Source organism: Trinickia acidisoli (assembly GCF_017315725.1).
GTDB lineage: Bacteria > Pseudomonadota > Gammaproteobacteria > Burkholderiales > Burkholderiaceae > Trinickia > Trinickia acidisoli.
Window position 1 is genome coordinate 495,448 of the sequence record NZ_JAFLRG010000002.1, and the last position, 20,010, is coordinate 515,457.

Here is a 20,010-nt window from a genome sequence, read left to right on the forward strand (position 1 = left end):
GTAGTCCTTCAACGGCCTTTTAGTACATGCCGTAATTGTTCAGCCCGGTCGGATCCGGCGACGTATGGCCGATGTGCGCAATGAGGCTCAGCTTCTGCACGCCCGTGCCTTCCTGTTCCGGCTTCAGCGCGCCGATGAATCCCGTTGCCCACAATCCGCCGAGTGCCTGTAGGGGCTGGCCGCCTTCGATCTTGTCGCCGACGTAATGGACATCGAGAAAAATCTTCGTCATGCCCGTGGGCAACCCCGTGCCGCTGAACATGACGACGAACGTGTTCGGATACGTTTCCGCGCTCGGGCGCTTCAGAATTTCGATGTGCGAAGCGGGGCAATGATTGTCGACCCAATTCCAAATGGTGTGCGGGTCTAGCGGCGGTTTCGGCAGAGTGCTCATGGTTCGCTCCTTCGTGAAGTCGGGCGAGTGCCCGGGTGCAAAGGAGCGTATGGCGCCATGAGCAGCGGCGAAATGAGGCGGACGTCAGGGTCGATGCATCGTGACGGACGTCACGGGCGTGGCGGCATTCATGCGCCGGCACGAGGAGGAGGCCGTCGTGCCGGCAACCATATGCGTTAGATCGCGACCAGCTTCAGTACCTTCGCGGGGCCGGCGCGAAAGGACTTGTTCTTGCCGCTCGCCTCGATCATGTGTGGAGCAACGTCATGGGCAGCCAACGCTGCTTCCGATTCCCATTGCTCGGTCAGTACGAATTGATTTTCGTTTCCATCTACGCGATGGAGCTGGTATTCGATACATCCCGCCTCGGCTCGAACCAATGGTGCGATGCTTTGAAACGCTTCCAATTGTTGATCCGCTTTCCCAGGCTGAACTTCGATTAGGACTACTAATGAAAGACTCATTCGATCCTCTCATGTCGAAATGGATTGTGTCGGCCTTCGATCATGCCACATCGATAACGAATGAGGCACCTGGCCAAAGCTACTTTTTTGCTAAGAGGCCGTGTCTGCGGCTGCAATCCAACGGACGTTCATATAACGAATAGCAGCGATAAGCATCGATAAGATTGACGAGCGCATGATTTGCGGGCAGACTCATCGCCATGCGTGCTTTTTCCTCCCTCACGATGACGTTTCATCATCATCCGCATACCCACTCGGGTTCGCGGTTGGGTACGTGCATGCACTAGAAATTCGCAGCAACGTGTGCTACGAAGCCCCGCCGACAACGACGGGGCTTTTTGCATTTTCACTCACCCCGCCGGTCGTCGGCTCAACGAGAGCTAAAAACATGACGACCTCTGTACTGAATCCGTTCGCGACACCCGTCGATTTATATCGAGTCATTTCTCGCTTATGGTCAGGCGACACATCGAGCCCAACCAACGCATGGTCACTGTCGAATCCTGCGCAGAACCACTGCAGCGTTACGGCGCTCGTCGTGCAGGATTATTTCGGTGGGGAGATTCTGAGTACTCGTACTTCCGGGGGAACTCACTTTTACAATGTGGTCGACGGGAAGAAGTGGGATCTTACCGCCAGTCAGTTTGTCGAGCCGATACCGTACGACGACACCGCTTCAAGCCGCGACGCCGCGCTGGCGGACACATCGCTTGTAAAGCACGCGCTTCTCGTATCGAGACTAAAGACCGCGATCGCTCGGAGTCGATGAGTGTCGTGATAACGCCTCGAGCCTCGCCGGCGACTGGGTTTGCGCGGACGACCTTTCCAAGCTGGCGGGGTACGCGGCCGACGATGTGGTCTGCTCGATCGCTGGGACGCCGCTTGCGAAGATGCCGAAAAGACCTGCTTTTGCGGAGCGTTACGAGAAGCGATTCGGAACGTCCCCGGTGCTCGATTCGCCGTTCGTCTATGAGGTGATGGACATGCCTGGCCGACAATGTTCTTATACACGGGGAAACGGGAACGGAGGAAAGGATGACGGATGTACGCGGAATCGAAAGCCAACTCCTGACGCGGTGTGTACAGGCAGCACGTGATCCTTGCGCGTCTTCCGCAGATGCTGTCGAGGCGAACGTGTTCCGGCTGGCCGGGATGGTGGTGCGCAGCGAGTTCCCGGTGGAGTGGCGGAATCTGGTGGCAGCCAGCCGACGGTATTTCGACACCCATCCTGGCACGCTGGTGGAGCCGGGGGAGGTCGTGCGCAAAGGCTGGATCGTGAGTTTGCCGCGCCTGCGTGACTTGCTGTGCGCGCAGCTTCGTCAGGTGTAGGTGATATGCGTCAGGATCCGACATTCTCGGCGTAGCCTGCACGGTGCTTGAAGCACGGATAGCAATTTCTTTCTCGCCTTCAATCCGTCAAATTCATCCGCGCCATCACCGCTTCGGTTTCCTCTTTCTCGATCGCGCTGCGCATGGCCAGCAGCATGACGATCACGCTCCAGATCGAGACGGCCAGCGTGTCCCAGCCGAAGGAGAGCAAACCGCGTCCGCCGCCTATTGCGCCAAGCCACGAGAGGATCCAGATGCCGCCGAACCACGGCAGCAGCCAAGCGATCTGCCGCCAGCCGAATTCTCGCGCGGGTTTGCGCAAAACGAGGTGGTAGTACAGCGCATAAATCGCGAAACCGATCGCCACGAGCGAAAACAGGAAGATGTTGGTTTCGAACCCGGTCCAGTAAATGATGAGGTTGCTGCAGATGAATGCGAGCGGCGCCAGCACGGGGGCGGCCCACATGCGGAACGGACGCCGCAGGTCGGGCAGGTTGCGACGCATCACGAGCAGCGCGACCGGGCCGAGGCCGTAGGTGAGTACCGTGATCGACGTGATGTAGTTGACCATCTTTTGCCACGCCGGAAACGGCAGCAAGAAGATCACGCCGACCACCCACATGACGAGCACGGCAACCCACGGCACCTTGTTGCCGTTCAGCTTAGACCACTGCCCGCATCCTCGCGCGGTGAGCAAAGGCACTCTCTGCTTCGGACCGTTCTCCTTACTTTTTCGTCACGAAAGCTTCAGTTGATGCCCGAGAGCTCGGGTTGATAGTCTTTCGTCACGCCGCGAGGCGAAGTAAAGGAGAATCGAATGAAATTTGCGAGCGTTCTTATCGGTGGATTGTTGTCGTCGATGAGCGTCGGCGCGTTTGCCGACGTCATCCATTTCAATGCTCAGACCTACGACGAACTGCGTCGGGAGGGCAAGCCCGTAGTCATCCACACCGACGCGACGTGGTGCCCGATTTGCAGGAAGCAGAAAGACTTGTTGTCGACGATCGAGGAAGAGCCTCGATTTCAAAGGGTGACGGTGTTGGTCGTCGATATCGACGCCGACAAGGCCATCATGCAGTCGCTCCATTTGACCAAGCGCAGTCTTTTTATCGCCTACAAGGGCGACACCGAAGTGGGGCGTTCGATTGCGGATACCGACAAGGAATCGATCGAAACCTTGTTTGCCAAAACGCTTTGAAACATGCATGTCCTTCTGGAGCGGAACGATGGGGTTCGGATTCGCAACGTATGCGCTCGGTTATTTCTCAGGCGTTCTCTCTACCCTGTCTCCCTGCGTGCTGCCGTTGCTGCCCATCTTGCTCGGTAGCGCGGCAACATCGGGTCGGTTCGGGGCGAGGGCGCTCACAGCGGGCGTCATGCTTTCGTTCAGCGCGATGGGTATTCTCTTGGCCACTTTGGGCGCCACGCTCGGTTTGAATGAAGAGGCGTTTCGCTCGGTTGCCGCGATGCTGCTCGTCATCGTCGGCATCGTATTGATCGTGCCGGCGATGCAACGCCGCTTCGCCCTGCTTGCAAACGGCGTGGCGGGACGCGGGCACGCTCTCTTGCATGGACTGAAACTCGGCGGCAGCGGCGGGCAATTCGTGATCGGCCTGACGTTGGGCGCGGTGTGGAGCCCCTGCATTGGACCGACGCTCGGCGCCGCGATCGCACTCGCGTCGCGAGGAAAGGATGTGGCTCAAGTGACTGTGCTCATGGCAATCTACGGCCTGGGGGCCGGCACGCCCATGCTGCTGCTTGGTTTGGCGTCGCGCACTGCGACAGCGCGATTACACAGCCGGCTGAGTGCGTTCGGCAATGCGGGCAAGTACGTGCTCGGCGGCTCGTTGTGCATACTCGGCATCCTGACGCTGGGCGGATTCGACAAGACGCTCGAAGCCGCGGCGGTCGACCATTCGCCGGCTTGGCTGATCGATCTGACCACGCGTATTTGAAGGCGATACGAGCAAGGGTTGGTGCTCCGCGCGTTTGGGTAAGCTGCCGATGAGTATGCTTTCATGTTTGACGACGTCGGAACTCTAACAACGAACCATGCGCATTTTGATTGTTGAAGACGAACAGAAGCTCGCCCACGCGTTGAAGGAGTGCCTCGAATACGAGCGGTTCGTCGTGGATGTCGCTCATACCGGCGAGGAGGGTTTCTTCCAAGTCAACGAGCGGCATTTCGACCTGATCGTTCTCGACATCATGCTGCCGGGGCGGGACGGTTTCGATGTTTTGTCGACGCTGAGAAAACGCAATCTGCAGACGCCGGTCATCATTCTCACCGCCAAAGACACGGTTGAAGATCGCGTGCTAGGCCTGGATCGTGGAGCGGACGACTATCTCGTCAAACCCTTCGCCGTGGCCGAATTGCTGGCGCGCATACGAGCATTGCTCAGACGCGGCCGCGCCGACAATCCGGCCCTGCTGAAGGTAGCCGACCTCGAAATGAATTTGATCACGCGCGATGTCTCGCGCGAAGGGAAGCCGATAGATCTGACGACGAAAGAATTCGAATTGCTCGAATTTCTCTTGCGGCGCCAGGGGACGGTCGTGACGCGTGAGATGCTGGCCCGAGACGTATGGAAAGTGTCGGTCAGGGCGGTGCCGTTGGACAACGTGATCGACGTCCATATGACGAGGCTGCGCAAAAAAATCGATCAAGGGTTTGCATGCCCCGTCGTTCAGACCATTCGCGGCGTCGGGTTCATCGTCAGGGAGCCGAGTTGATGAGGGCACTCGTCGGACGCGTTCGCTGGCGCATGACGCTGTGGTATTCCCTGTCGATCGCACTGATTTACCTCGTATTCGCGGGCTGCGTATTCCTAACGTTTCGCTACGGCTGCATCGCGGAGTCGCGCCTTCGGCTCAATAGCGCGCTCACGCTCGTGACGAGCGCGCTCGCGAAAACCCCGGACCGTATGGCATCGATAGAAAGCGATTTCCCCGCGTGCAATTTCTATGTCGCGGCGAATCGGCGTGTGCTCTATGCGAGCACTGGGTGGGCGGCAACCGGAATCGCCATTCCCGTCGGCATCGATTCCGGCGGGTATGCGTTTCGCGCGTCCGCGAGCGGGCGGCACTATGCTATTCGCGAGACGAATATTCGGCTCGACGGCCGGCCGCTACGGGTCGGCATAGCCGAGGATGATCAGCAAACGTTCGAGAATTTGGAAAGGCTTTGGGTGGTTTTGCTTTTCAGCCTCCCTGGGCTTTTGCTCGTCAGCCTTCCGGGCGGATATTGGCTGGCGGGGCGGCTGCTATCGCCGATGGATGCAATGGCTCGCAAAGCCAAAGAGATCACGGCGGATGATCTCTCGCAACGGCTGACGGTCGGCACGCAAGGAGACGAATTCGATCGCCTGGCATGCGTGTTCAATGAAACCTTCGATCGGCTGGAAGATTCATTCAAGCGAATGCGGCGGTTCACAGGCGATGCGTCGCACGAACTGCGCACCCCGCTCGCGGTGATCCGAAGCATGGGCGAGAACGCGCTGAAAGGGCCACGCGATGCCGTGATATACGAGGATGCGATCGGCGGCATGTTGGAGGAAACCGATCGAATGACGCGTTTGCTGGAAGGTTTGTTGACGCTGACGCGCGCCGAATCCGAACGATTGCCGTTGGTTTTCGACGCAGTGCGTCTCGGCGAGGTCTCGCTGAATGTGGTCAATTGCCTGCGCGTGCTGGCCGAGGAGAAAGCGCAGACGCTCGCTTGTCATGAAGAAGCCGAGTTGAACGTTGTGCTGGACAAGGCCACGTTCGAGCAAGCCTTGATCAATCTCGTGGCGAATGCGATCCAGTACACGCAAGCGGGCGGCGAAATCACCGTGCGCGTACGGGCGTGTCCTGAGAGAGGAGCGCTCGTGGAGGTCGACGACAATGGCCCCGGAATTGCCGCCGAACATAGAGAACGCATTTTCGAGCGCTTCTACCGAATCGATGAAGCGCGTTCGCGAGCAGCGGGCGGCTCGGGGCTCGGGCTGGCCATCGCGCGCTGGGCAATCGGGCTCAACGGCGGCACGGTGGATGTCGAGGCCAAGCCCGATCAAGGCAGCATCTTTCGCATCGCGCTGCCTTCGCGGTGAATGCAGGCGAGTTGCAATGACCGGCGCGACGCGCCCATCTCTCTTCTATTGCGCGATGCTTCCTTCCTCGATCGGCGCGGCCAGCATGTCCTTGCAGTGCACGAGCGCATTGCGGACCGACGCGCCTCCGGCATAGAACATCAACTGCAGAATCGATTCGATCACTTGCTCGCGCGTCGCGCCCGCTGCCAACGCGGCATGCACGTGCGCGCGCAACTGCGTGACGGGATGGCCCAACGTCACACACGATGCAATCACGACCAGCTCGCGCGTGACGAGATCGAGCCCTGGGCGTGCCATGACCCCGCCCAGCGCCCATTCGATCGACATGTCGACGAAATCCGGGCAGAGTCCTGCCATATCGTCCTTCAGCGCCTGCGCGGCGCCCGTGCCGTGCAATTGCTCGAGCAAAGCCGTGCCGCGTTCGCGAAGGGTCGGTTGCGATAGCATGATGTTTCTCCTGTAGTGGGTTCGCCATGTCGTGCGAAGTCGAAGTCGAAATCGCATGCTCGACGACATTGTTGCCGCGCGGGCGGCACGGAGAAAGACCGCTTCGCTTCGAACATAACCAAAGGATGCTTCGCAATTGGACCGATTGGAAAGCATGACGATATTCGTGCGGGTCGTGGAACGCGGCAGTTTCGCGGCCGCGGCGGAGGAATTTCGGCTGACCGGGACGATGGTCGGCCATCACGTCAGGGCGCTCGAAGCGATGCTCGGCGGCCGTCTGCTCAATCGCACGACGCGCCGTCAGAGTCTGACCGAGTTGGGTTCGCATTATTACGAGCGATGCAGGCGCATTCTCGCGGACGTGCGTGACGCCGAAGCACTCGGCGCCGAATTGCACGGGGCGGCGCGGGGGCGTTTGCGCGTGTTGTCGCCCGTGTCGTTCGGCGTTCACGCGTTGGCGCCTGTTTGCGTCGACTATCGCGCGGCTCACCCCGACGTCGACATCGATCTGGTCGTTAGCGATCGCGTGCTCGATCTCGTCGACGAAGGCTTCGACGTGGCGGTGCGTATCGGCGAATTGCCCGATTCTTCGTTGATTGCGCGACGGCTGCGTCCTTATCGTTCCGTGATATGCGCGGCGCCCAGCTACCTCGATCGGCACGGCGTGCCGTCCGTGCCTGCGGATCTTTCACAGCATCAGTGCCTCGGCTTCGCGCATCCCGCGGCGGGCCGCCGTTGGCGCCTGCATGGTCCGGAAGGGGAAGTGGTCGTGCCGGTGTCGCTTGCGCTAACCGCGAACAACGGCGAGGCATTGCGGATGGCGGCGTTGAGTGGGCTCGGCATCGTCATGCAGCCCGAGATCCTGCTCGAGGACGATCTGCGCGCGGGCCGGCTCGTTCAGGTGTTGCCCGACTACGCGCCCGCCGCGCGGCCGATGCACCTGCTGACCGCCGCGGACCGAAGGCCGCCCGCGAAGATCGGCACGTTCGTGGACTTCATCGTTAAACGGTTTGGAGATCGAGGCGCGTTGCGCAAGCGTGCGCAGTCATAAGGGGGGAATCGAATCCCTTTCGACTTTCGTCGTCGTACCCACGATTTCGCCGCTTCGCTCACGGAGCGCAAGGCGCTGCATCAGCATTCACATTACGGACGCAGCCGCAGCGCCTTGCTTACTGCGGCATAGTGGAAGGCTGCGGTGACATCCTGCCTGCCCCTAGGTTGTCCCTTTATCTAGGATGACCCTCTCGAACCCGCCATCATGCGTGCACGCGCCACAACCCGCTCCCCCGACGATTTGTACTTGGCCAGCGATACGAACAACGCATCGCGTGGCGCCGCAACCGATGGACCCGCATCACCGCGTCCGACCAAGGCGCCGATGCGCGACGCCCTGCTCAGCAGCCTTGCCCGCGCGCCGCAGCGCGATGTCGCCGTCGAAGAGGCGCTGCGCAGCGCAATTGAGCGAAGCCGGCCGATGCCGCGCTCGATGCTGCCGCTCGCGCGCTACATATTGGCTCACAAAGCAGGCGGTGGCCGGGCGACACACGATGATTTCGACCGCCTCGCGTTGGCGGACCGAGCCGTCAACGGCGCTCGCAAAACGCTTGCGCACGGACGAGGTAATGTCGATGCCGACAATCGCAGTGCTCAGTCGGAGAGCGAAGTGCGCGCCGTTGCTGCGCAGTTCTTGGAACTCGAACTCCGGGAAATGGGCTTCCAACATGGACCCGACCCCACGGCCAGCGTCTATGCGACGCTTGCGATGGCTGCAAAGGTCTTCGATGCAGGCGTCTGCGACAACTACGCCAGCGTCGCTGCCCTGTCCTATGGGAAGCTGGCCATAGAGTCCAGCCGTTCATCGCAGGAGGAAGTCCGCATGGTTTCTTGCGGGAGCCACGCATGGGCCGAGGTGAGCGGGCCTGACCAAGACGCTGTGCCCGTCGTCATGGATCCTTGGTCGGAAGGCCACGCCGTGTTCGCGGAAGACAGCCGGTTCGGCAAGAATCGCGAGCAGGTCGAGACGCATACGTCCTTCAATATCGAGCGCGCGGCCGAGTACCACGAGTGGTCGGAGGAATTTGCCGCGGGATTTCGATCGCAAACTTGGCAACGTCTCGACCAGGCCGAGGAGACGTTGGCGCAAATGTCTCCGAGAAATCACCCGATTCCGGAGCCGGTGCTCGAGGACGGCTTCGCTGACCGCGTACAAGACGGCCTGCAGTCCAGCGATCCATGGAAATCGGTAGTGACGGAAGTGCGGGCTGTGGGCGTTGCCGCCACGTTTGGCGGGCGCGGAGTAGGCAGCCTGCTGGCGGACGCAAAAACGATCGTGCGGGAAACGACGAATTCCGTGACACGGGACTCCAAAGAAGCCCCGGAACCCAACCCGCGATCCGAAAGCCTTTGATTCCGGAAGGGCGTTTCGATTGCTCGCCCAAGCGCTTGATTCAACACGCGGTACGACTGGCTGCGCCGCCTACTGCTGAGCTTGTGTAGCAGCGGCCGCTAGGTCGTGGCACAGGGAGGTCAAACCGACCGGACAAGACGAGGCGGAGAACGTCGCATTTTTGGCCAGGTCGTCGGTATCGAGCTTCGAGTAGGTACGGCTCGTTTCGTACATGCGCGTGCCGAGCAGGGCACTGGCCGACAGCATCGATGCGCTACGCGCCGCATACCAGCCCGCGCTGTAGCGCGCCCCGCACCGAACGTCAATGCCATGTCGGCGAGCCCGGCAAAGAGCGCAACTGCAAGCCATAGGTCCATCAACGTCCGCAATCTCGTGACGGAAATGTGGACACAAAGCGCCGCGATGCTGATTGCCTATCGCTCATTGCTTGCGTGAGCTCGTCAGCAGCGTTTGCGCGATCACCGCAACCAAGAGGAACGCGCCGCTCGCGAGGTTCTGATAGTAAGGGCTGAGCGTCCCGACTTGATTGATGACGTTCTCGATCACGCCGAGCAGAATGACGCCGGCCAGCGGCCCGGCCATCGTGCCGACGCCGCCCGTGAGCAGCACGCCGCCGATCACGGCCGCGGCGATCGATTGCAGTTCGTAGCCGGCGCCCGCGCCCGCGAGCCCTGAATCGAGGTGCGAGGCGAGCAGAGCGCCGGCCAAGCCGGCGAGCGCGCCGCTCACGCCGTAGGTGGCGATCTTCACGCGTTCGACGCGCACGCCGAGCATCCGCGCCGCTTCTTCGTTGCCGCCTATCGCGAAGACGGCCGCACCGTATGACGTACGGTTCAGCACGAGCGCGCCGATGGCGTAGGCAACCACCAAGATCGAGATCAGGTTGCTGATGCCGAAGATCGATCCGTTGGCGATATGGGCGAAGAAGCCCGGATTGGCGATCAATAGATCTTGGTTCGCTAGCACCAGCGCAAGACCCTTGAGGCCGAGCAGCGCGGCCAGGGTGACGATGAACGGCGCCATTCGAGCGCGCGCGATCAGCACGCCGTTGACGAGGCCGACACATAGGCCCGCCAAGATCGGTGCCATCAGCGCCGCTACCCAGCCGTAAGGCTCCGCATAGGCTGCGATCACCGTGCCGAGCCCGACGAGCGAGCCGACCGACAGGTCGAAGCCGCCCAGGATGATGACCAGGCTTTGTCCGATCGCGATTAGGCCTAGGAACGCGCTCGCCGATACGATGTCCGCCAAATTGGCGGGATGCAGGAAGTCAGGGAAGATCGCGCCCGCGATCAAGCTGACGACGACCAAGATGCCGATTGCGCCGCGCGCCTGAATCAAGCGCACGACGCGATTGCGGCGCTCTTTGCGATCCCGCAGCGGCGCGGCGCCCGCGGCCGCGTGCGTGGTCGACGTGCTCTGCGTAGCACCGGAATGGGGGTTGGCGCGATTGCCGCTCGTATTCGTGTCCACCTTCATGTTTGCCGAGTCGATACCGGTATCCATGCTCGCGTCAGCCTCCCTGGCGTTGCAGATAGAGCGCTACGACGATGAACACCGCTTTCAGAATCTGTGCATAGGTAAAGCTGATGTTGTTCATGATGAAGCTCGCGTCGAGCACCTCCAGCAGCAGTACGCCGAAAACAGTACCGACGATCGAGATCCGCCCACCCGACAACGGCGTGCCGCCGATCACCGAGGCGGCGATCGAATCGAGCTCGAAGTTCACGCCGACATAGTTCGGATCCGACGCGCCGAGCCGCGACGAAGCGAGCACGCCCGCGAGGCCCGCCAGCGCACCGCTTGCCGCATAGACCATGAAGAGCGTGCGGCGCACCGGGATGCCGGCCAGGAACGCAGCGCCGCGGCTTGCGCCGATCAGGATCGCGTAACGCCCGAGGGTCGTGCGCCGTACGATGAGCGAAATCAAAAGCGCCAGCGCGATGCCGATGAGCATCACGACGGGGATGGGGCCGATCGCGCTCGTGCCGAGCAGATCGAAGGCATCCGAGGGCGGCAGGTTCACGCGCGAGCCGCCGAGCAGCGCTTGGGCGAGGCCGCGCGCGGCGACGAGCAGCGCCAGCCCCGAGATGAGCGGATCGATCCGCACGATCGACACCAGCGCGCCGTTGAAGAAGCCGCAGAGCAGGCCGATCGCGATGCCCGCAAAGATCGCGGTGCCGGTACCGTAGTCGAGGAATACGGCGATCGCGGCGCTCGAGAGCGCCATCACCGAGCCGACCGACAAATCGATGCCGCGCGTCGCGATCGCGAGGTTCTGGCCGAGCGCGATCAAAACGACGGGCGCCGCTTCGAACAGCAGGCTGCGCGCGGCAAGCGGATTCGAAAAGCCTGGCGTGACCGCCAAATTCAGCAGCACGAGCAAGGCGAGCGCGACGTAGACGCTGTTGTCGCGGGCCCAGCGCAAGATCGCGCGACTCGACAGGCGGCCCGCTTGCGTAGCGGGGGCCGTGGAATTCGAAAGACTCAAGCTGTCCTCGTTAGTGCGGATGTGCAGGTTTAGGGCGGCGGCGCGTTGGTCGCGAGGATGGCGAGCACGTCGTCGGCGCTGGCATCGCGCGTGGCGATCTCGCCGATGCTGATGCCTTCGTTGAGCACGACGAGCCGATCGGTCAGTTCGAGCAACTCTTCCATTTCCGACGATGTCACGACGATCGCGAGCCCATCGTCGGCGAAGCCTCGTATCACGCGATGCACCTCCTCTTTCGCGCCAACGTCGATACCGCGCGTCGGATCGTCGAGCAGCAGGACGGTCGGTTGCGTCGACAGGCAGCGCGCGATCAGCGCCTTTTGCTGATTGCCGCCCGATAGCGTCGAGATCGGCGCGCCGGGGCCTGCGGTTTTGATGCCGAGTTGCTCGATGTACTGTTTGACTAGCGCTTCTTGCTTGCGGTAAGAGATGAAACCGAAGCGCGAGATTTGCGGCAACACCGACGCGATGATGTTCTCGCGCACGGACAAGCGAGGAAAGATGCCTTCGGAGCGCCGATCCTCGGACAGGAACGCCAGCCCGCTGCGGATCGAGCGTGCCGGTGCCGTGTTGCCGAGCGCGTGGCCTTTCAGGCGCACGTCGCCGGCGTCGGCCCTTTGCGCGCCGAACACGGCCTTGAAGGTTTCGGTGCGCCCCGAGCCGAGCAGGCCCGCGAGCCCCACGATTTCTTTCGGCGCGACGCGCAACGAGACATGGCGCACGCGCGTGCTCCAGCGCAAACCATCGACTTGCAGCGCGGGCTTTGCATCATCGGCAGCGCTTGTCTCGCGTGCGCCGCCACGCCCGCCGCCGCTGTGGCCTGCGCGTCCGAGCATGGCGGCGATCAATGCATCGCGCGGCACTTCGGCCGGCGTGCCGGTCTTCACGACTGCGCCGTCGCGCATGACCGTGAAGCGGTCGCACAGCCGATAGCATTCGGATAGCCGATGACTGACGAACAGTAGCGCGATGCCGTCGGTTTTCAATTGGTCGACGACGCGGAACAGCACGTCGACTTCCGTGCCCGACAGCGCCGAGGTCGGCTCGTCGAGAATCAGCACGCGCGCGCCGAGGGCCACACCGCGCGCGATCGACACCATCTGTTGCTCGCCGAGCCCCAGCGAACCGAGCTTCGCCGTGGGGTCGACCGTGAGCCCATAGCGGCGCACGATCTCATTCGCCATCGCATTCATCTTGCGACGATCGATTAGGACACCTAAGCGTTTCGGCTCATGGCCGATGAAGATGTTCTCGGCCACGCTGCGATCGGGAATCAGATTGATTTCCTGATACACGGCGCACACGCCGCGTTGCTGCGCGGTTCTCGGCGAATCGAGCGAGACGGGTGTGCCGTCGAGCACGACGGCGCCGTCGTCGGGCTGATAGAAGCCCGTGAGAATCTTGATGAGCGTGGATTTGCCGGCGCCGTTCTCGCCGACGAGGCCGTGTACTTCACCCGCGCGCAGCGCCAGCGATACGTCGCGCAACGCGCGCACCACGCCGAACGTCTTGCTCGCGTTGCGTGTTTCAAGCACGACTGCCCGCATCGAATCGTTCATGCATCGGCCTGCGTCGTAAAGGAACCCGTGTGGGACGAGGTGCGCAAGCGATCGCGCACCCCATACCCACACCACATTAGTACACCGCGCCCTTATCGAGCGATTTCTTCGCGTTCGCTTTGTCGTAGAGCGCGTCGTGCATGATCTGCTTCTGCGCCACCGGCTTGCCCGCGAACCAATCGGCCAGCGACTGGAATGCGAGCGGGCCGAAACGCGGGTTGGTTTCGACGTCGGCGGTGACGATGCCACCCGAGATGTCGCGCACGACGTCCTTGGTACCGTCGATCGATACGATCGTCACGCCCTTGAGTTTGCCGGCCTGGCGCAGTGCGGTGATCGCGCCGAGCGTCATGACGTCGGCATGCGTGTAGACGGCGCTGACGTCGGGGTGCGAGAGCAGGATCTGCTCCATGACCTTCTGCGCTTCCGTCGTCGACCAATTCGCCGTTTGTGCGGCGGCGAGCTTCATGTTCGGGTAGTTCTTCAGCACCTCGGCAAAGCCGTCCGTGCGCTGGCTTTCCACGGTATTGCCGTAGCCGCCTTGAATTTCGGCGATCACGGCTTTGCCGCCCGTTGCATCCGCAAGCGCCTGCGCGGCACGCTTGCCTTGCGCATAGAAATCGGAGCCGAGGAACGTGATGAAGTCTTCGCACACCGTGCCGGCCGTCTGCCGATCGATCGTCACGACGGGGATGCCTTTTGCCTTGGCCTGAGCGAACGCGGGCTGCAAGCCGGTCGAATCGTTGGGCGCGACGATCAGCGCTTGAGCGCCTTGATTGATCATGCTTTCGATGTCGGCCACTTGCTTGGCTTGGTTATCGTTGGCGTTCGTGTAGAGCAGGCGCTTGACGCCGGCAGCCTTCGCCGCTGCGCGCACGGATGCTGTCTCGGTGGCGCGAAACGGGTTTTGTTCGTTTTCCGATTGCGAGAAGCCGACGACCATGCCGCTCAGCTTCAGGTTGCCGGGCTTCGGGTTCGTGCACGTTTGCGTCGATGCGTTCTGCACTTTCTGTGCGCCGTTGTCCTGCGCCCATGCGCCGATCGACCATGCGCCTACGACGCACAAGGTCAGCGCGGCGAGGCGATGCTGCAGCGTTGCTCTAGACATGCTTGTCTCCGGTGTTGTTGACCCAGGCGGGCCCCCGACTTCGTTGTTGTCGACCGCATCGTCCAGCGCAGCATGGCTTCACGTCAGCGTTGGACGAGCTCGATTCCGCACTTGCATAACGCCAATTCCTGAATTTCCGCTCTACCGACTCATTGGCAAGTAATATTACTTGCTATTCATTAAGAATATTAATAAGGGTATCCCCTGCAATCCGATCCCTCGAACCGGGGTTGTCAGTGGCGCTTGCATCGAGGTTGAGGCTCGCGCACGCCGCCGCGACCGACGCACGCTCGATCAGCGGGCCGTCGAGCTTGATGGTGCGGCGCTTGAAAGGGGCGCCGGCGCTGCGGTTTTCTTCTTCCTGCAACAGCGTTTCGACTGCCCAGCGGCCGAGTTCGTAGTTCGGCAATACGACCGTGGTCAGCGGCGGATGCGTGTGTCGTGCGATTTCCTGGTCGTCGTAGCCGATCACCGAGACGTCCTCGGGCACACGCAAGCCGAGTTGCTTGAGCGCCTCGATCGCCCCGATCGCGGTCAGGTCGTTCGCGCAGAAAATCGCGGTGGGCGGGTTCGGTTCGCGCATCAGCGACAGCGTCAGTTCATAGCCCTTGCCGGAGCTCCAGTCGCCGTCGCGCACGAGGTTTTCGTCGAACGGGAGATCGGCCGTCGCGAGCGCTTGGCGGTAGCCCTTGAGGCGGTCTTTCGCCGCGTCCTGCCAGGTTTCGCCGTTGATGAAGCCGATGCGGCGATGGCCGGTCGCGGTCAAGCATTCGGTTGCGGTGTAGCCGCCCGTGACTTCGGCCGGTACCACCGACGACAGCGTGTGTTCGGTCGCATAGCAATTGAGCAGCACCGTCGGCACTTTCAGCAAGGCGGCGGGAATGGTGACCTTGCGGGTATAGACCGTCGCGTAGATCACGCCGAGCACGCTCGGATTCGACAGCGTTTCGCGCAACACGCGCTGCTCGATGTCGGCATTGCCGTGAGTCGAGTACACGGCGAGCAGGCAGCCGTTGTTCCAGGCGGCGTCGCGCGCCCCATCGATGTTGACGACGGGGTGCGGGCTCGTGGCGATTTCATCGGCGACGTAGACGATCAGATTGCGCTCGCCCGGCGCGGCGGGCGTAGTGGCGCGGGTCGGCAACTGGTATCCGAGTTCCTGCGCCGCTTTCAGCACCTTCTTGCGCGTGCCTTCGGAGAACTTGGCGCCGACGGCGCCGTTCAGGACAAGGGAGACGGTCGACTGCGATACGCCGGTTGCCTTGGCGATGTCGGTCATGGTCGGCCGACGCTGGGTGGATTTTTTCATCGATTGCCGAGTAGGCGCATTCCATACGCGCAGAATGGAGGTCACGGTATCACTAATATTAATGACCTGCAATTGACGGTAGTAGGGATGCACCTATGCACCTACGAGCGATGCCGGTGGTTACTTCCCCATCGCGCTCGCGCTCTTCACCGCGCATTCGCTCGTCACTTTCTTGCCGTCGTCGAACGAGAAGGTGAGTGCGATCGACGAACCGACCTCGAGCGGATGCTTCGGTTTTTCAAGCATCAGGTGATAGCCGCCGGGCGCGAAGTGAAGCGTGCCGTTCGCGGGCACGGGGGCTTTGTCGACCATGACCATCGTCGTTGTGCTGCCGTTGCTCTGGGTTTGATGCAGCATGGCCATGCCGAAAGCGTCGGTCTCGACGCCGACGAGGCCGATCGGCTTATCGCTCATGTTCATCACGTTGAAATAGCCGGCGGACGGTAAGTCGCCCGGCAGCGCGCGTATCCAACAGTCGGACACCATGACGGATGCGGGCGCGGCGAGTGCAGGTGCGGCGCAGAGGCAGAGCGCGAGCGAGAGGAGAGACGTTTTCATCGAAGGTTTCATGAGTGCTCCGGTTGACGTGATGCCAAAGATTGATTGCGTATGAGATTGCAATCGCGCGTGGCGGCGCCTACGAGCGCGCGGCCCTCGCGATGCGAAGTACGGCATGGGATTTTTGAAATCGTTGAACGAGCGCGCGGCGCGTGCCCTCGATGGCCGCGCCGAGTCGGCAGCAAATCAACGAATCACGGTGGTCAGGACGGGGCGCCCGTCGAGTCGTCCCGATGCGCCGCTACGATCAATTGGCTCACGAGCGGCGCGAGCACGATGAGCCACATGGCAATGATGCCAAGCCATGCGGTCAGGTGTTTGCGGGATCGGAGGGCCATGGGCGTGCGCGGATCGATGTGCGCCGCAGTCTATCATCCGACGGGACGGCTCTGCCAGCGCGCTATCGGCCGTCAGCCGCTGTGACGCGAAGCCCCGCGGTCAGGATTCGATCAACATTGCCATGGGGCGGCGCTCGACTGCATCGTTTTCCCATAGCGTTCGCGTGCGGCACGCACGATGCCGGGATCGATCGCGCCTTCGTCCGTCAGCGCTTTCAACGCGGCAATCGCGATGCTGCCGCGATCGACTTCGAAGAACGCGCGCAACGCTTGCCTCGTATCGCTGCGACCGAAGCCGTCGGTGCCGAGCGTCACATAGCGGCGCGGCACGTATGCGCGGATCAATTCCGGCACCGCGCGCACGTAATCGGTTGCCGCGACGATGGGCCCACGCGACGCGCCGAGCGCAGTCATGACATACGGCGTCGCGCCGTCTTCGCCGAGCCGCGATTGCCGCTCGGCCGCCATGCCGTCGCGCTGCAGTTCGGTAAAGCTCGTCACGCTCCAGACGGCGGCGTCGATGCCCCAGTCTTCCTTCAGCATCTTTTGCGCAGCGATCGTTTCGCCGAGGATCGCGCCCGCGCCGAGCAATTGCACGCATGCCGCGTCAGGCGAGGCCGGCGTCAGCCGGTACATTCCCTTGAGAATGCCTTCGCGCAATGCGTGCGGGTCGCCGTCGGGCAAGGACGGCTGTGCGTAGTTCTCGTTCGTGACGGTGACGTAATAGAACACGTCGTGCTGCGCTTCGACCATTTCGCGCATCCCTGCATCGACGATCGTCGCAACCTCATAAGCGAACGCCGGATCGTATGCGCGGCAGTTCGGAATCGTGGAGGCTGCCAGATGGCTACTGCCGTCTTGATGCTGCAGACCTTCGCCGCCGAGCGTCGTGCGGCCCGACGTGGCGCCGACGAGGAAGCCGCGCGAGCGCTGATCGGCGGCGGCCCAGATCAGATCGCCGATACGCTGGAAACCGAACATCGAGTAGTAGATATAGAACGGCAGCATCGGCAGATCGTGCACGCTGTATGCCGTCGCCGCGGCGATCCACGACGAGATCGCACCTGCCTCCGAGATCCCTTCCTCGAGGATCTGTCCGCGCGTGTCTTCGCGGTAATAGAGCATCGAGCCGAGATCTTCCGGCTCATAGCGTTGCCCGAGCGGAGAGTAGATCCCGACTTGCCGGAACATATTGGCCATGCCGAACGTGCGCGCTTCGTCGGCGACGATCGGTACGACGCGCGAGCCGATCTCGCCGTCCTTCAGCAACGCCGTGAGCATACGCACGAGCGCCATCGTCGTCGACATTTCGCGGCCGTTCGCATCGAGCGCGAATGCACCCCAAGATTGCACCGAAGGGACGATCAGCCCCTTCGACGCTGCTTTCCGCCTTCTGGGCAGATAGCCTCCGAGGGCAGCCCGGCGTGCATGCAGATATTGCATTTCCGGGCTGTCTTGCGCGGGTTTGTAGAACGTCAGATGCTCGACTTCGTCGTCCGACAGCGGCAGGCGGAAGCGGTCGCGGAACGCTTTCAAGTCGTCGACTTCGAGCTTTTTCTGTTGATGCGTCGTCATCCGGCCTTGGCCCGCGGCACCCATGCCGAAGCCCTTCATCGTTTTGGCGAGGATCACGGTGGGCTGACCTTCGTGTGCGAGCGCGCGTGCATAGGCGGCGTGCAGCTTGCGCGCGTCGTGGCCGCCACGGCGCAGCCGGTCGATCTCGGTGTCGGTGAGCTGCTCGGCCAGCGTGGCCAGCGCGGGATTCTGACTGAAGAAACGTGCGCGGTTGTAGGCGCCGTCGTTGGCCGAGAACGTCTGGAATTGACCGTCGACGGTGCCCGCGAATGCGCGTGCGAGCGCGCCCGCGTGATCGCGAGCGAACAGTGGATCCCAATCCGAGCCCCACAGCACTTTGATGACGTTCCATCCGGCGCCTGCGAATTGCGCTTCGAGTTCGTCGATCACGCGGCCGTTGCCGCGCACGGGGCCGTCGAGCCGCTGCAGATTGCAGTTGATCACGAACACGAGATTGTCGAGCCGCTCGCGTGCGGCGAGCGACAACGCGCCGAGCGATTCGGGCTCGTCCATTTCGCCGTCGCCGAAAAAGCCCCATACGGTGCGCCCTTCGGTGTGCGCGAGCCCGCGGTGCTGCAAGTAGCGCATGAAGCGCGCTTGGTAGATCGCGTTGATCGGGCCGATGCCCATCGAGCCGGTCGGAAATTGCCAGAAGTCGGGCATCAGCCACGGGTGCGGGTACGAGCACAGTCCTGAGCCGGCGATTTCGCGGCGGTAGTGCCGCAAGTGGTCTTCGGTCAAAAAACCTTCGAGATACGCGCGCGCATAGACACCCGGTGACGAATGCGGTTGGAAGTAGACGAGATCGCCGCCGGAGCCTTCGCCGCCTTCGGACGAGCTCGCGCGAAAGAAGTGGTTGAAGCCGACTTCGAACAAGTCGGACGCCGACGCGTAGCTCGCGATATGACCGCCCAACTCGCCATAGGCACGGTTTGCGCGGACGACCATCGCCAAAGCATTCCAGCGCAGCGCGGCCGACAGTCGTTCCTCGACGTCGAGAGCGCCGGGGTAGCGCGGCTGTTCGTCGAGCGGGATCGTATTGAAGTAAGGCGTGGCGCGTGTTCGCGCCGATGCGAGGCCGCCCGCCTGCGCATGATCGGCTAGACGGTCGAGCAAGTATTGCGCGCGCGCCTTGCCGACGTGTGCAACGACGCCGTCGAGCGCGTCGAGCCATTCGGCTGTTTCTTCCGGGTCGGCGTCCGCCGACGCATCGTGGGCGCGCTTCGTCTCTTCGATACCGCTCGATAAATTCGTCATGCCGATCTCCCGCGCCCCGTCTCTGGAGCGTGCATCAATGGGAGTCATGCTACCCAGTAATTCGCAAAATTTGCGTCTCATTTCGCTGGGATTTATTCGTTATATAGTGTAAATATTCTGGGTATCGTCAAATTGAAGGAATATCGGGACCATGAGTGCAAACCTCAGGCGGCTCGACCGCATCGACATCGGCATCCTGAACCAGCTTCAGCACGACGCTGGGATCACGAACGCGGAATTGGCGCGCGCCGTCAACCTTTCGTCGACGCCTTGCTTCAATCGCGTGCGGGCGCTGGAAAAACTGGGTCTGTTCAAGCAGCGGGTGACGTTGCTCGACCCCGAGCCGCTTGGGCTCAGCATCAACGTCTTCATCCAGGTGAGTCTCGAGAAGCAAGTCGAGGACGCGCTGCAGCGCTTCGAGAAAGCGATCTCGGAGCAGCCCGAGGTCATGGAGTGCTATCTGATGTCGGGCGATGCGGATTATTTGCTGCGCGTCGTCATGCCCGACATGCGCGCGCTCGAGCGTTTCATCATCGAGCGGCTCACGACGATTCCCGGTGTCTCGAACATCCGTTCGAGTTTTGCGCTCAAGCAGGTGCGCTACAAGACGGCGCTGCCGCTTCCGGCCGCGGGGCTCACGCTCGTCGATCCGGAAAAGAGCCGGGCCGAGTGGGAGTAGC

General features: G+C 62.1%; 22 protein-coding genes. 9 read left to right on the forward strand and 13 right to left on the reverse strand.

From position 1 onward, the window contains the following. Positions 1-19: 19 nt before the first annotated feature. Together J3485_RS20760 and J3485_RS20765 are read right to left on the reverse strand one after the other, a co-directional pair. Positions 20-394 carry a hypothetical protein gene (locus tag J3485_RS20760; RefSeq protein ID WP_206956210.1) on the reverse strand — a complete coding sequence of 125 codons (375 nt, stop codon included), beginning with the start codon at positions 392-394 and terminating at the stop codon, positions 20-22. Positions 395-570: 176 nt separating this feature from the next. Then, on the reverse strand, positions 571-858 hold the full coding sequence (locus tag J3485_RS20765; RefSeq protein ID WP_206956211.1) for a putative quinol monooxygenase: 288 nt from the start codon (positions 856-858) through the stop codon (positions 571-573). A 388-nt stretch (positions 859-1,246) separates the two neighbouring features. Between J3485_RS20765 and J3485_RS20770 the strand changes: the two genes are divergently transcribed. Then, positions 1,247-1,627, forward strand: coding sequence for a YunG family protein (locus J3485_RS20770; protein ID WP_206956212.1), 381 nt, complete (start codon positions 1,247-1,249; stop codon positions 1,625-1,627). A 266-nt stretch (positions 1,628-1,893) separates the two neighbouring features. Next, complete coding sequence (locus J3485_RS20775; protein ID WP_206956213.1) at positions 1,894-2,187, forward strand: hypothetical protein; 294 nt, start codon at positions 1,894-1,896, stop codon at positions 2,185-2,187. A gap of 79 nt (positions 2,188-2,266) precedes the next feature. On the opposite strand, the gene J3485_RS20780 is transcribed toward J3485_RS20775, so the two are convergent. Further along, positions 2,267-2,890 (reverse strand): APC family permease, encoded by a 624-nt coding sequence (locus J3485_RS20780; RefSeq protein ID WP_242538873.1) that lies wholly within the window; start codon positions 2,888-2,890, stop codon positions 2,267-2,269. 114 nt (positions 2,891-3,004) lie between these two features. Here J3485_RS20780 and J3485_RS20785 point away from each other — a divergent pair, with 114 nt between their 5' ends. From J3485_RS20785 to J3485_RS20800, 4 genes are all read left to right on the forward strand, one after another. Beyond that, on the forward strand, positions 3,005-3,385 hold the full coding sequence (locus J3485_RS20785; RefSeq protein ID WP_206956214.1) for a thioredoxin family protein: 381 nt from the start codon (positions 3,005-3,007) through the stop codon (positions 3,383-3,385). A 28-nt stretch (positions 3,386-3,413) separates the two neighbouring features. Further along, entirely contained in the window at positions 3,414-4,142 is a 729-nt protein-coding gene (locus J3485_RS20790) for a cytochrome c biogenesis CcdA family protein (RefSeq protein WP_206956215.1), read from the forward strand. A gap of 97 nt (positions 4,143-4,239) precedes the next feature. Further along, the gene (locus tag J3485_RS20795; RefSeq protein ID WP_206956216.1) at positions 4,240-4,920 is read left to right on the forward strand and encodes a response regulator transcription factor; all 681 of its coding nucleotides are present in this window, start codon (positions 4,240-4,242) and stop codon (positions 4,918-4,920) included. Next, the gene (locus tag J3485_RS20800) at positions 4,920-6,278 is read left to right on the forward strand and encodes a sensor histidine kinase (RefSeq protein ID WP_206956217.1); all 1,359 of its coding nucleotides are present in this window, start codon (positions 4,920-4,922) and stop codon (positions 6,276-6,278) included. Before J3485_RS20795 ends, J3485_RS20800 begins: the two co-directional genes overlap by 1 nt. Positions 6,279-6,323: 45 nt before the next feature. Here J3485_RS20800 and J3485_RS20805 read toward each other — a convergent pair whose 3' ends face one another. Next, positions 6,324-6,728, reverse strand: coding sequence for a carboxymuconolactone decarboxylase family protein (locus J3485_RS20805; protein WP_206956218.1), 405 nt, complete (start codon positions 6,726-6,728; stop codon positions 6,324-6,326). Positions 6,729-6,864: 136 nt separating this feature from the next. Here J3485_RS20805 and J3485_RS20810 point away from each other — a divergent pair, with 136 nt between their 5' ends. Continuing rightward, positions 6,865-7,779 carry a LysR family transcriptional regulator gene (locus J3485_RS20810; protein ID WP_206956219.1) on the forward strand — a complete coding sequence of 305 codons (915 nt, stop codon included), beginning with the start codon at positions 6,865-6,867 and terminating at the stop codon, positions 7,777-7,779. 435 nt (positions 7,780-8,214) lie between these two features. Continuing rightward, on the forward strand, positions 8,215-9,135 hold the full coding sequence (locus J3485_RS20815; RefSeq protein WP_206956220.1) for a hypothetical protein: 921 nt from the start codon (positions 8,215-8,217) through the stop codon (positions 9,133-9,135). A gap of 69 nt (positions 9,136-9,204) precedes the next feature. Here the strand turns inward: J3485_RS20815 and J3485_RS20820 are convergent, their stop codons facing one another. The 9 genes from J3485_RS20820 to mdeB all read right to left on the reverse strand — a co-directional run bounded on the left by J3485_RS20820 (position 9,205) and on the right by mdeB (position 19,330). Continuing rightward, entirely contained in the window at positions 9,205-9,381 is a 177-nt protein-coding gene (locus tag J3485_RS20820; RefSeq protein WP_206956221.1) for a hypothetical protein, read from the reverse strand. Positions 9,382-9,555: 174 nt separating this feature from the next. Continuing rightward, entirely contained in the window at positions 9,556-10,641 is a 1,086-nt protein-coding gene (locus tag J3485_RS20825; RefSeq protein ID WP_242538874.1) for an ABC transporter permease, read from the reverse strand. A 7-nt stretch (positions 10,642-10,648) separates the two neighbouring features. After that, the gene (locus J3485_RS20830) at positions 10,649-11,626 is read right to left on the reverse strand and encodes an ABC transporter permease (RefSeq protein WP_206956222.1); all 978 of its coding nucleotides are present in this window, start codon (positions 11,624-11,626) and stop codon (positions 10,649-10,651) included. Positions 11,627-11,655: 29 nt separating this feature from the next. Beyond that, positions 11,656-13,185 (reverse strand): sugar ABC transporter ATP-binding protein, encoded by a 1,530-nt coding sequence (locus J3485_RS20835; RefSeq protein WP_206956223.1) that lies wholly within the window; start codon positions 13,183-13,185, stop codon positions 11,656-11,658. A 76-nt stretch (positions 13,186-13,261) separates the two neighbouring features. Beyond that, complete coding sequence (locus tag J3485_RS20840; RefSeq protein WP_206956224.1) at positions 13,262-14,293, reverse strand: ABC transporter substrate-binding protein; 1,032 nt, start codon at positions 14,291-14,293, stop codon at positions 13,262-13,264. Between the two features lie 172 nt (positions 14,294-14,465). Beyond that, complete coding sequence (locus tag J3485_RS20845; RefSeq protein WP_206956225.1) at positions 14,466-15,602, reverse strand: LacI family DNA-binding transcriptional regulator; 1,137 nt, start codon at positions 15,600-15,602, stop codon at positions 14,466-14,468. 120 nt (positions 15,603-15,722) lie between these two features. Next, positions 15,723-16,160, reverse strand: coding sequence for a copper chaperone PCu(A)C (locus J3485_RS20850; RefSeq protein WP_206956226.1), 438 nt, complete (start codon positions 16,158-16,160; stop codon positions 15,723-15,725). Between the two features lie 203 nt (positions 16,161-16,363). Then, entirely contained in the window at positions 16,364-16,498 is a 135-nt protein-coding gene (locus J3485_RS20855) for a hypothetical protein (RefSeq protein ID WP_374192452.1), read from the reverse strand. Between the two features lie 111 nt (positions 16,499-16,609). Further along, positions 16,610-19,330: an alpha-ketoglutarate dehydrogenase gene (gene mdeB / locus J3485_RS20860; RefSeq protein ID WP_206956227.1), complete on the reverse strand. Its 2,721-nt coding sequence runs from the start codon at positions 19,328-19,330 to the stop codon at positions 16,610-16,612. Positions 19,331-19,481: 151 nt separating this feature from the next. Between mdeB and J3485_RS20865 the strand changes: the two genes are divergently transcribed. Then, positions 19,482-20,009, forward strand: a complete 528-nt coding sequence (locus J3485_RS20865; protein ID WP_206956228.1) for an Lrp/AsnC family transcriptional regulator — start codon at positions 19,482-19,484, stop codon at positions 20,007-20,009. Position 20,010: the final 1 nt, after the last annotated feature.

Excerpts from the sequence above, each read along its gene's own strand:
- J3485_RS20820 (WP_206956221.1), bottom strand. The coding sequence starts at position 9,381 with ATGCTGTCGGCCAGTGCCCTGCTCGGCACGCGCATGTACGAAACGAGC.
- J3485_RS20840 (WP_206956224.1), bottom strand. The coding sequence starts at position 14,293 with ATGTCTAGAGCAACGCTGCAGCATCGCCTCGCCGCGCTGACCTTGTGC.
- J3485_RS20765 (WP_206956211.1), bottom strand. The coding sequence starts at position 858 with ATGAGTCTTTCATTAGTAGTCCTAATCGAAGTTCAGCCTGGGAAAGCG.
- J3485_RS20825 (WP_242538874.1), bottom strand. The coding sequence starts at position 10,641 with ATGGATACCGGTATCGACTCGGCAAACATGAAGGTGGACACGAATACG.
- J3485_RS20850 (WP_206956226.1), bottom strand. The coding sequence starts at position 16,160 with ATGAAAACGTCTCTCCTCTCGCTCGCGCTCTGCCTCTGCGCCGCACCT.
- J3485_RS20805 (WP_206956218.1), bottom strand. The coding sequence starts at position 6,728 with ATGCTATCGCAACCGACCCTTCGCGAACGCGGCACGGCTTTGCTCGAG.
- J3485_RS20795 (WP_206956216.1), top strand. The coding sequence starts at position 4,240 with ATGCGCATTTTGATTGTTGAAGACGAACAGAAGCTCGCCCACGCGTTG.
- J3485_RS20775 (WP_206956213.1), top strand. The coding sequence starts at position 1,894 with ATGACGGATGTACGCGGAATCGAAAGCCAACTCCTGACGCGGTGTGTA.
- J3485_RS20865 (WP_206956228.1), top strand. The coding sequence starts at position 19,482 with ATGAGTGCAAACCTCAGGCGGCTCGACCGCATCGACATCGGCATCCTG.
- J3485_RS20835 (WP_206956223.1), bottom strand. The coding sequence starts at position 13,185 with ATGAACGATTCGATGCGGGCAGTCGTGCTTGAAACACGCAACGCGAGC.
- J3485_RS20800 (WP_206956217.1), top strand. The coding sequence starts at position 4,920 with ATGAGGGCACTCGTCGGACGCGTTCGCTGGCGCATGACGCTGTGGTAT.
- J3485_RS20785 (WP_206956214.1), top strand. The coding sequence starts at position 3,005 with ATGAAATTTGCGAGCGTTCTTATCGGTGGATTGTTGTCGTCGATGAGC.
- mdeB (WP_206956227.1), bottom strand. The coding sequence starts at position 19,330 with ATGACGAATTTATCGAGCGGTATCGAAGAGACGAAGCGCGCCCACGAT.
- J3485_RS20845 (WP_206956225.1), bottom strand. The coding sequence starts at position 15,602 with ATGAAAAAATCCACCCAGCGTCGGCCGACCATGACCGACATCGCCAAG.
- J3485_RS20760 (WP_206956210.1), bottom strand. The coding sequence starts at position 394 with ATGAGCACTCTGCCGAAACCGCCGCTAGACCCGCACACCATTTGGAAT.
- J3485_RS20790 (WP_206956215.1), top strand. The coding sequence starts at position 3,414 with ATGGGGTTCGGATTCGCAACGTATGCGCTCGGTTATTTCTCAGGCGTT.
- J3485_RS20855 (WP_374192452.1), bottom strand. The coding sequence starts at position 16,498 with ATGGCCCTCCGATCCCGCAAACACCTGACCGCATGGCTTGGCATCATT.
- J3485_RS20770 (WP_206956212.1), top strand. The coding sequence starts at position 1,247 with ATGACGACCTCTGTACTGAATCCGTTCGCGACACCCGTCGATTTATAT.
- J3485_RS20815 (WP_206956220.1), top strand. The coding sequence starts at position 8,215 with ATGCTGCCGCTCGCGCGCTACATATTGGCTCACAAAGCAGGCGGTGGC.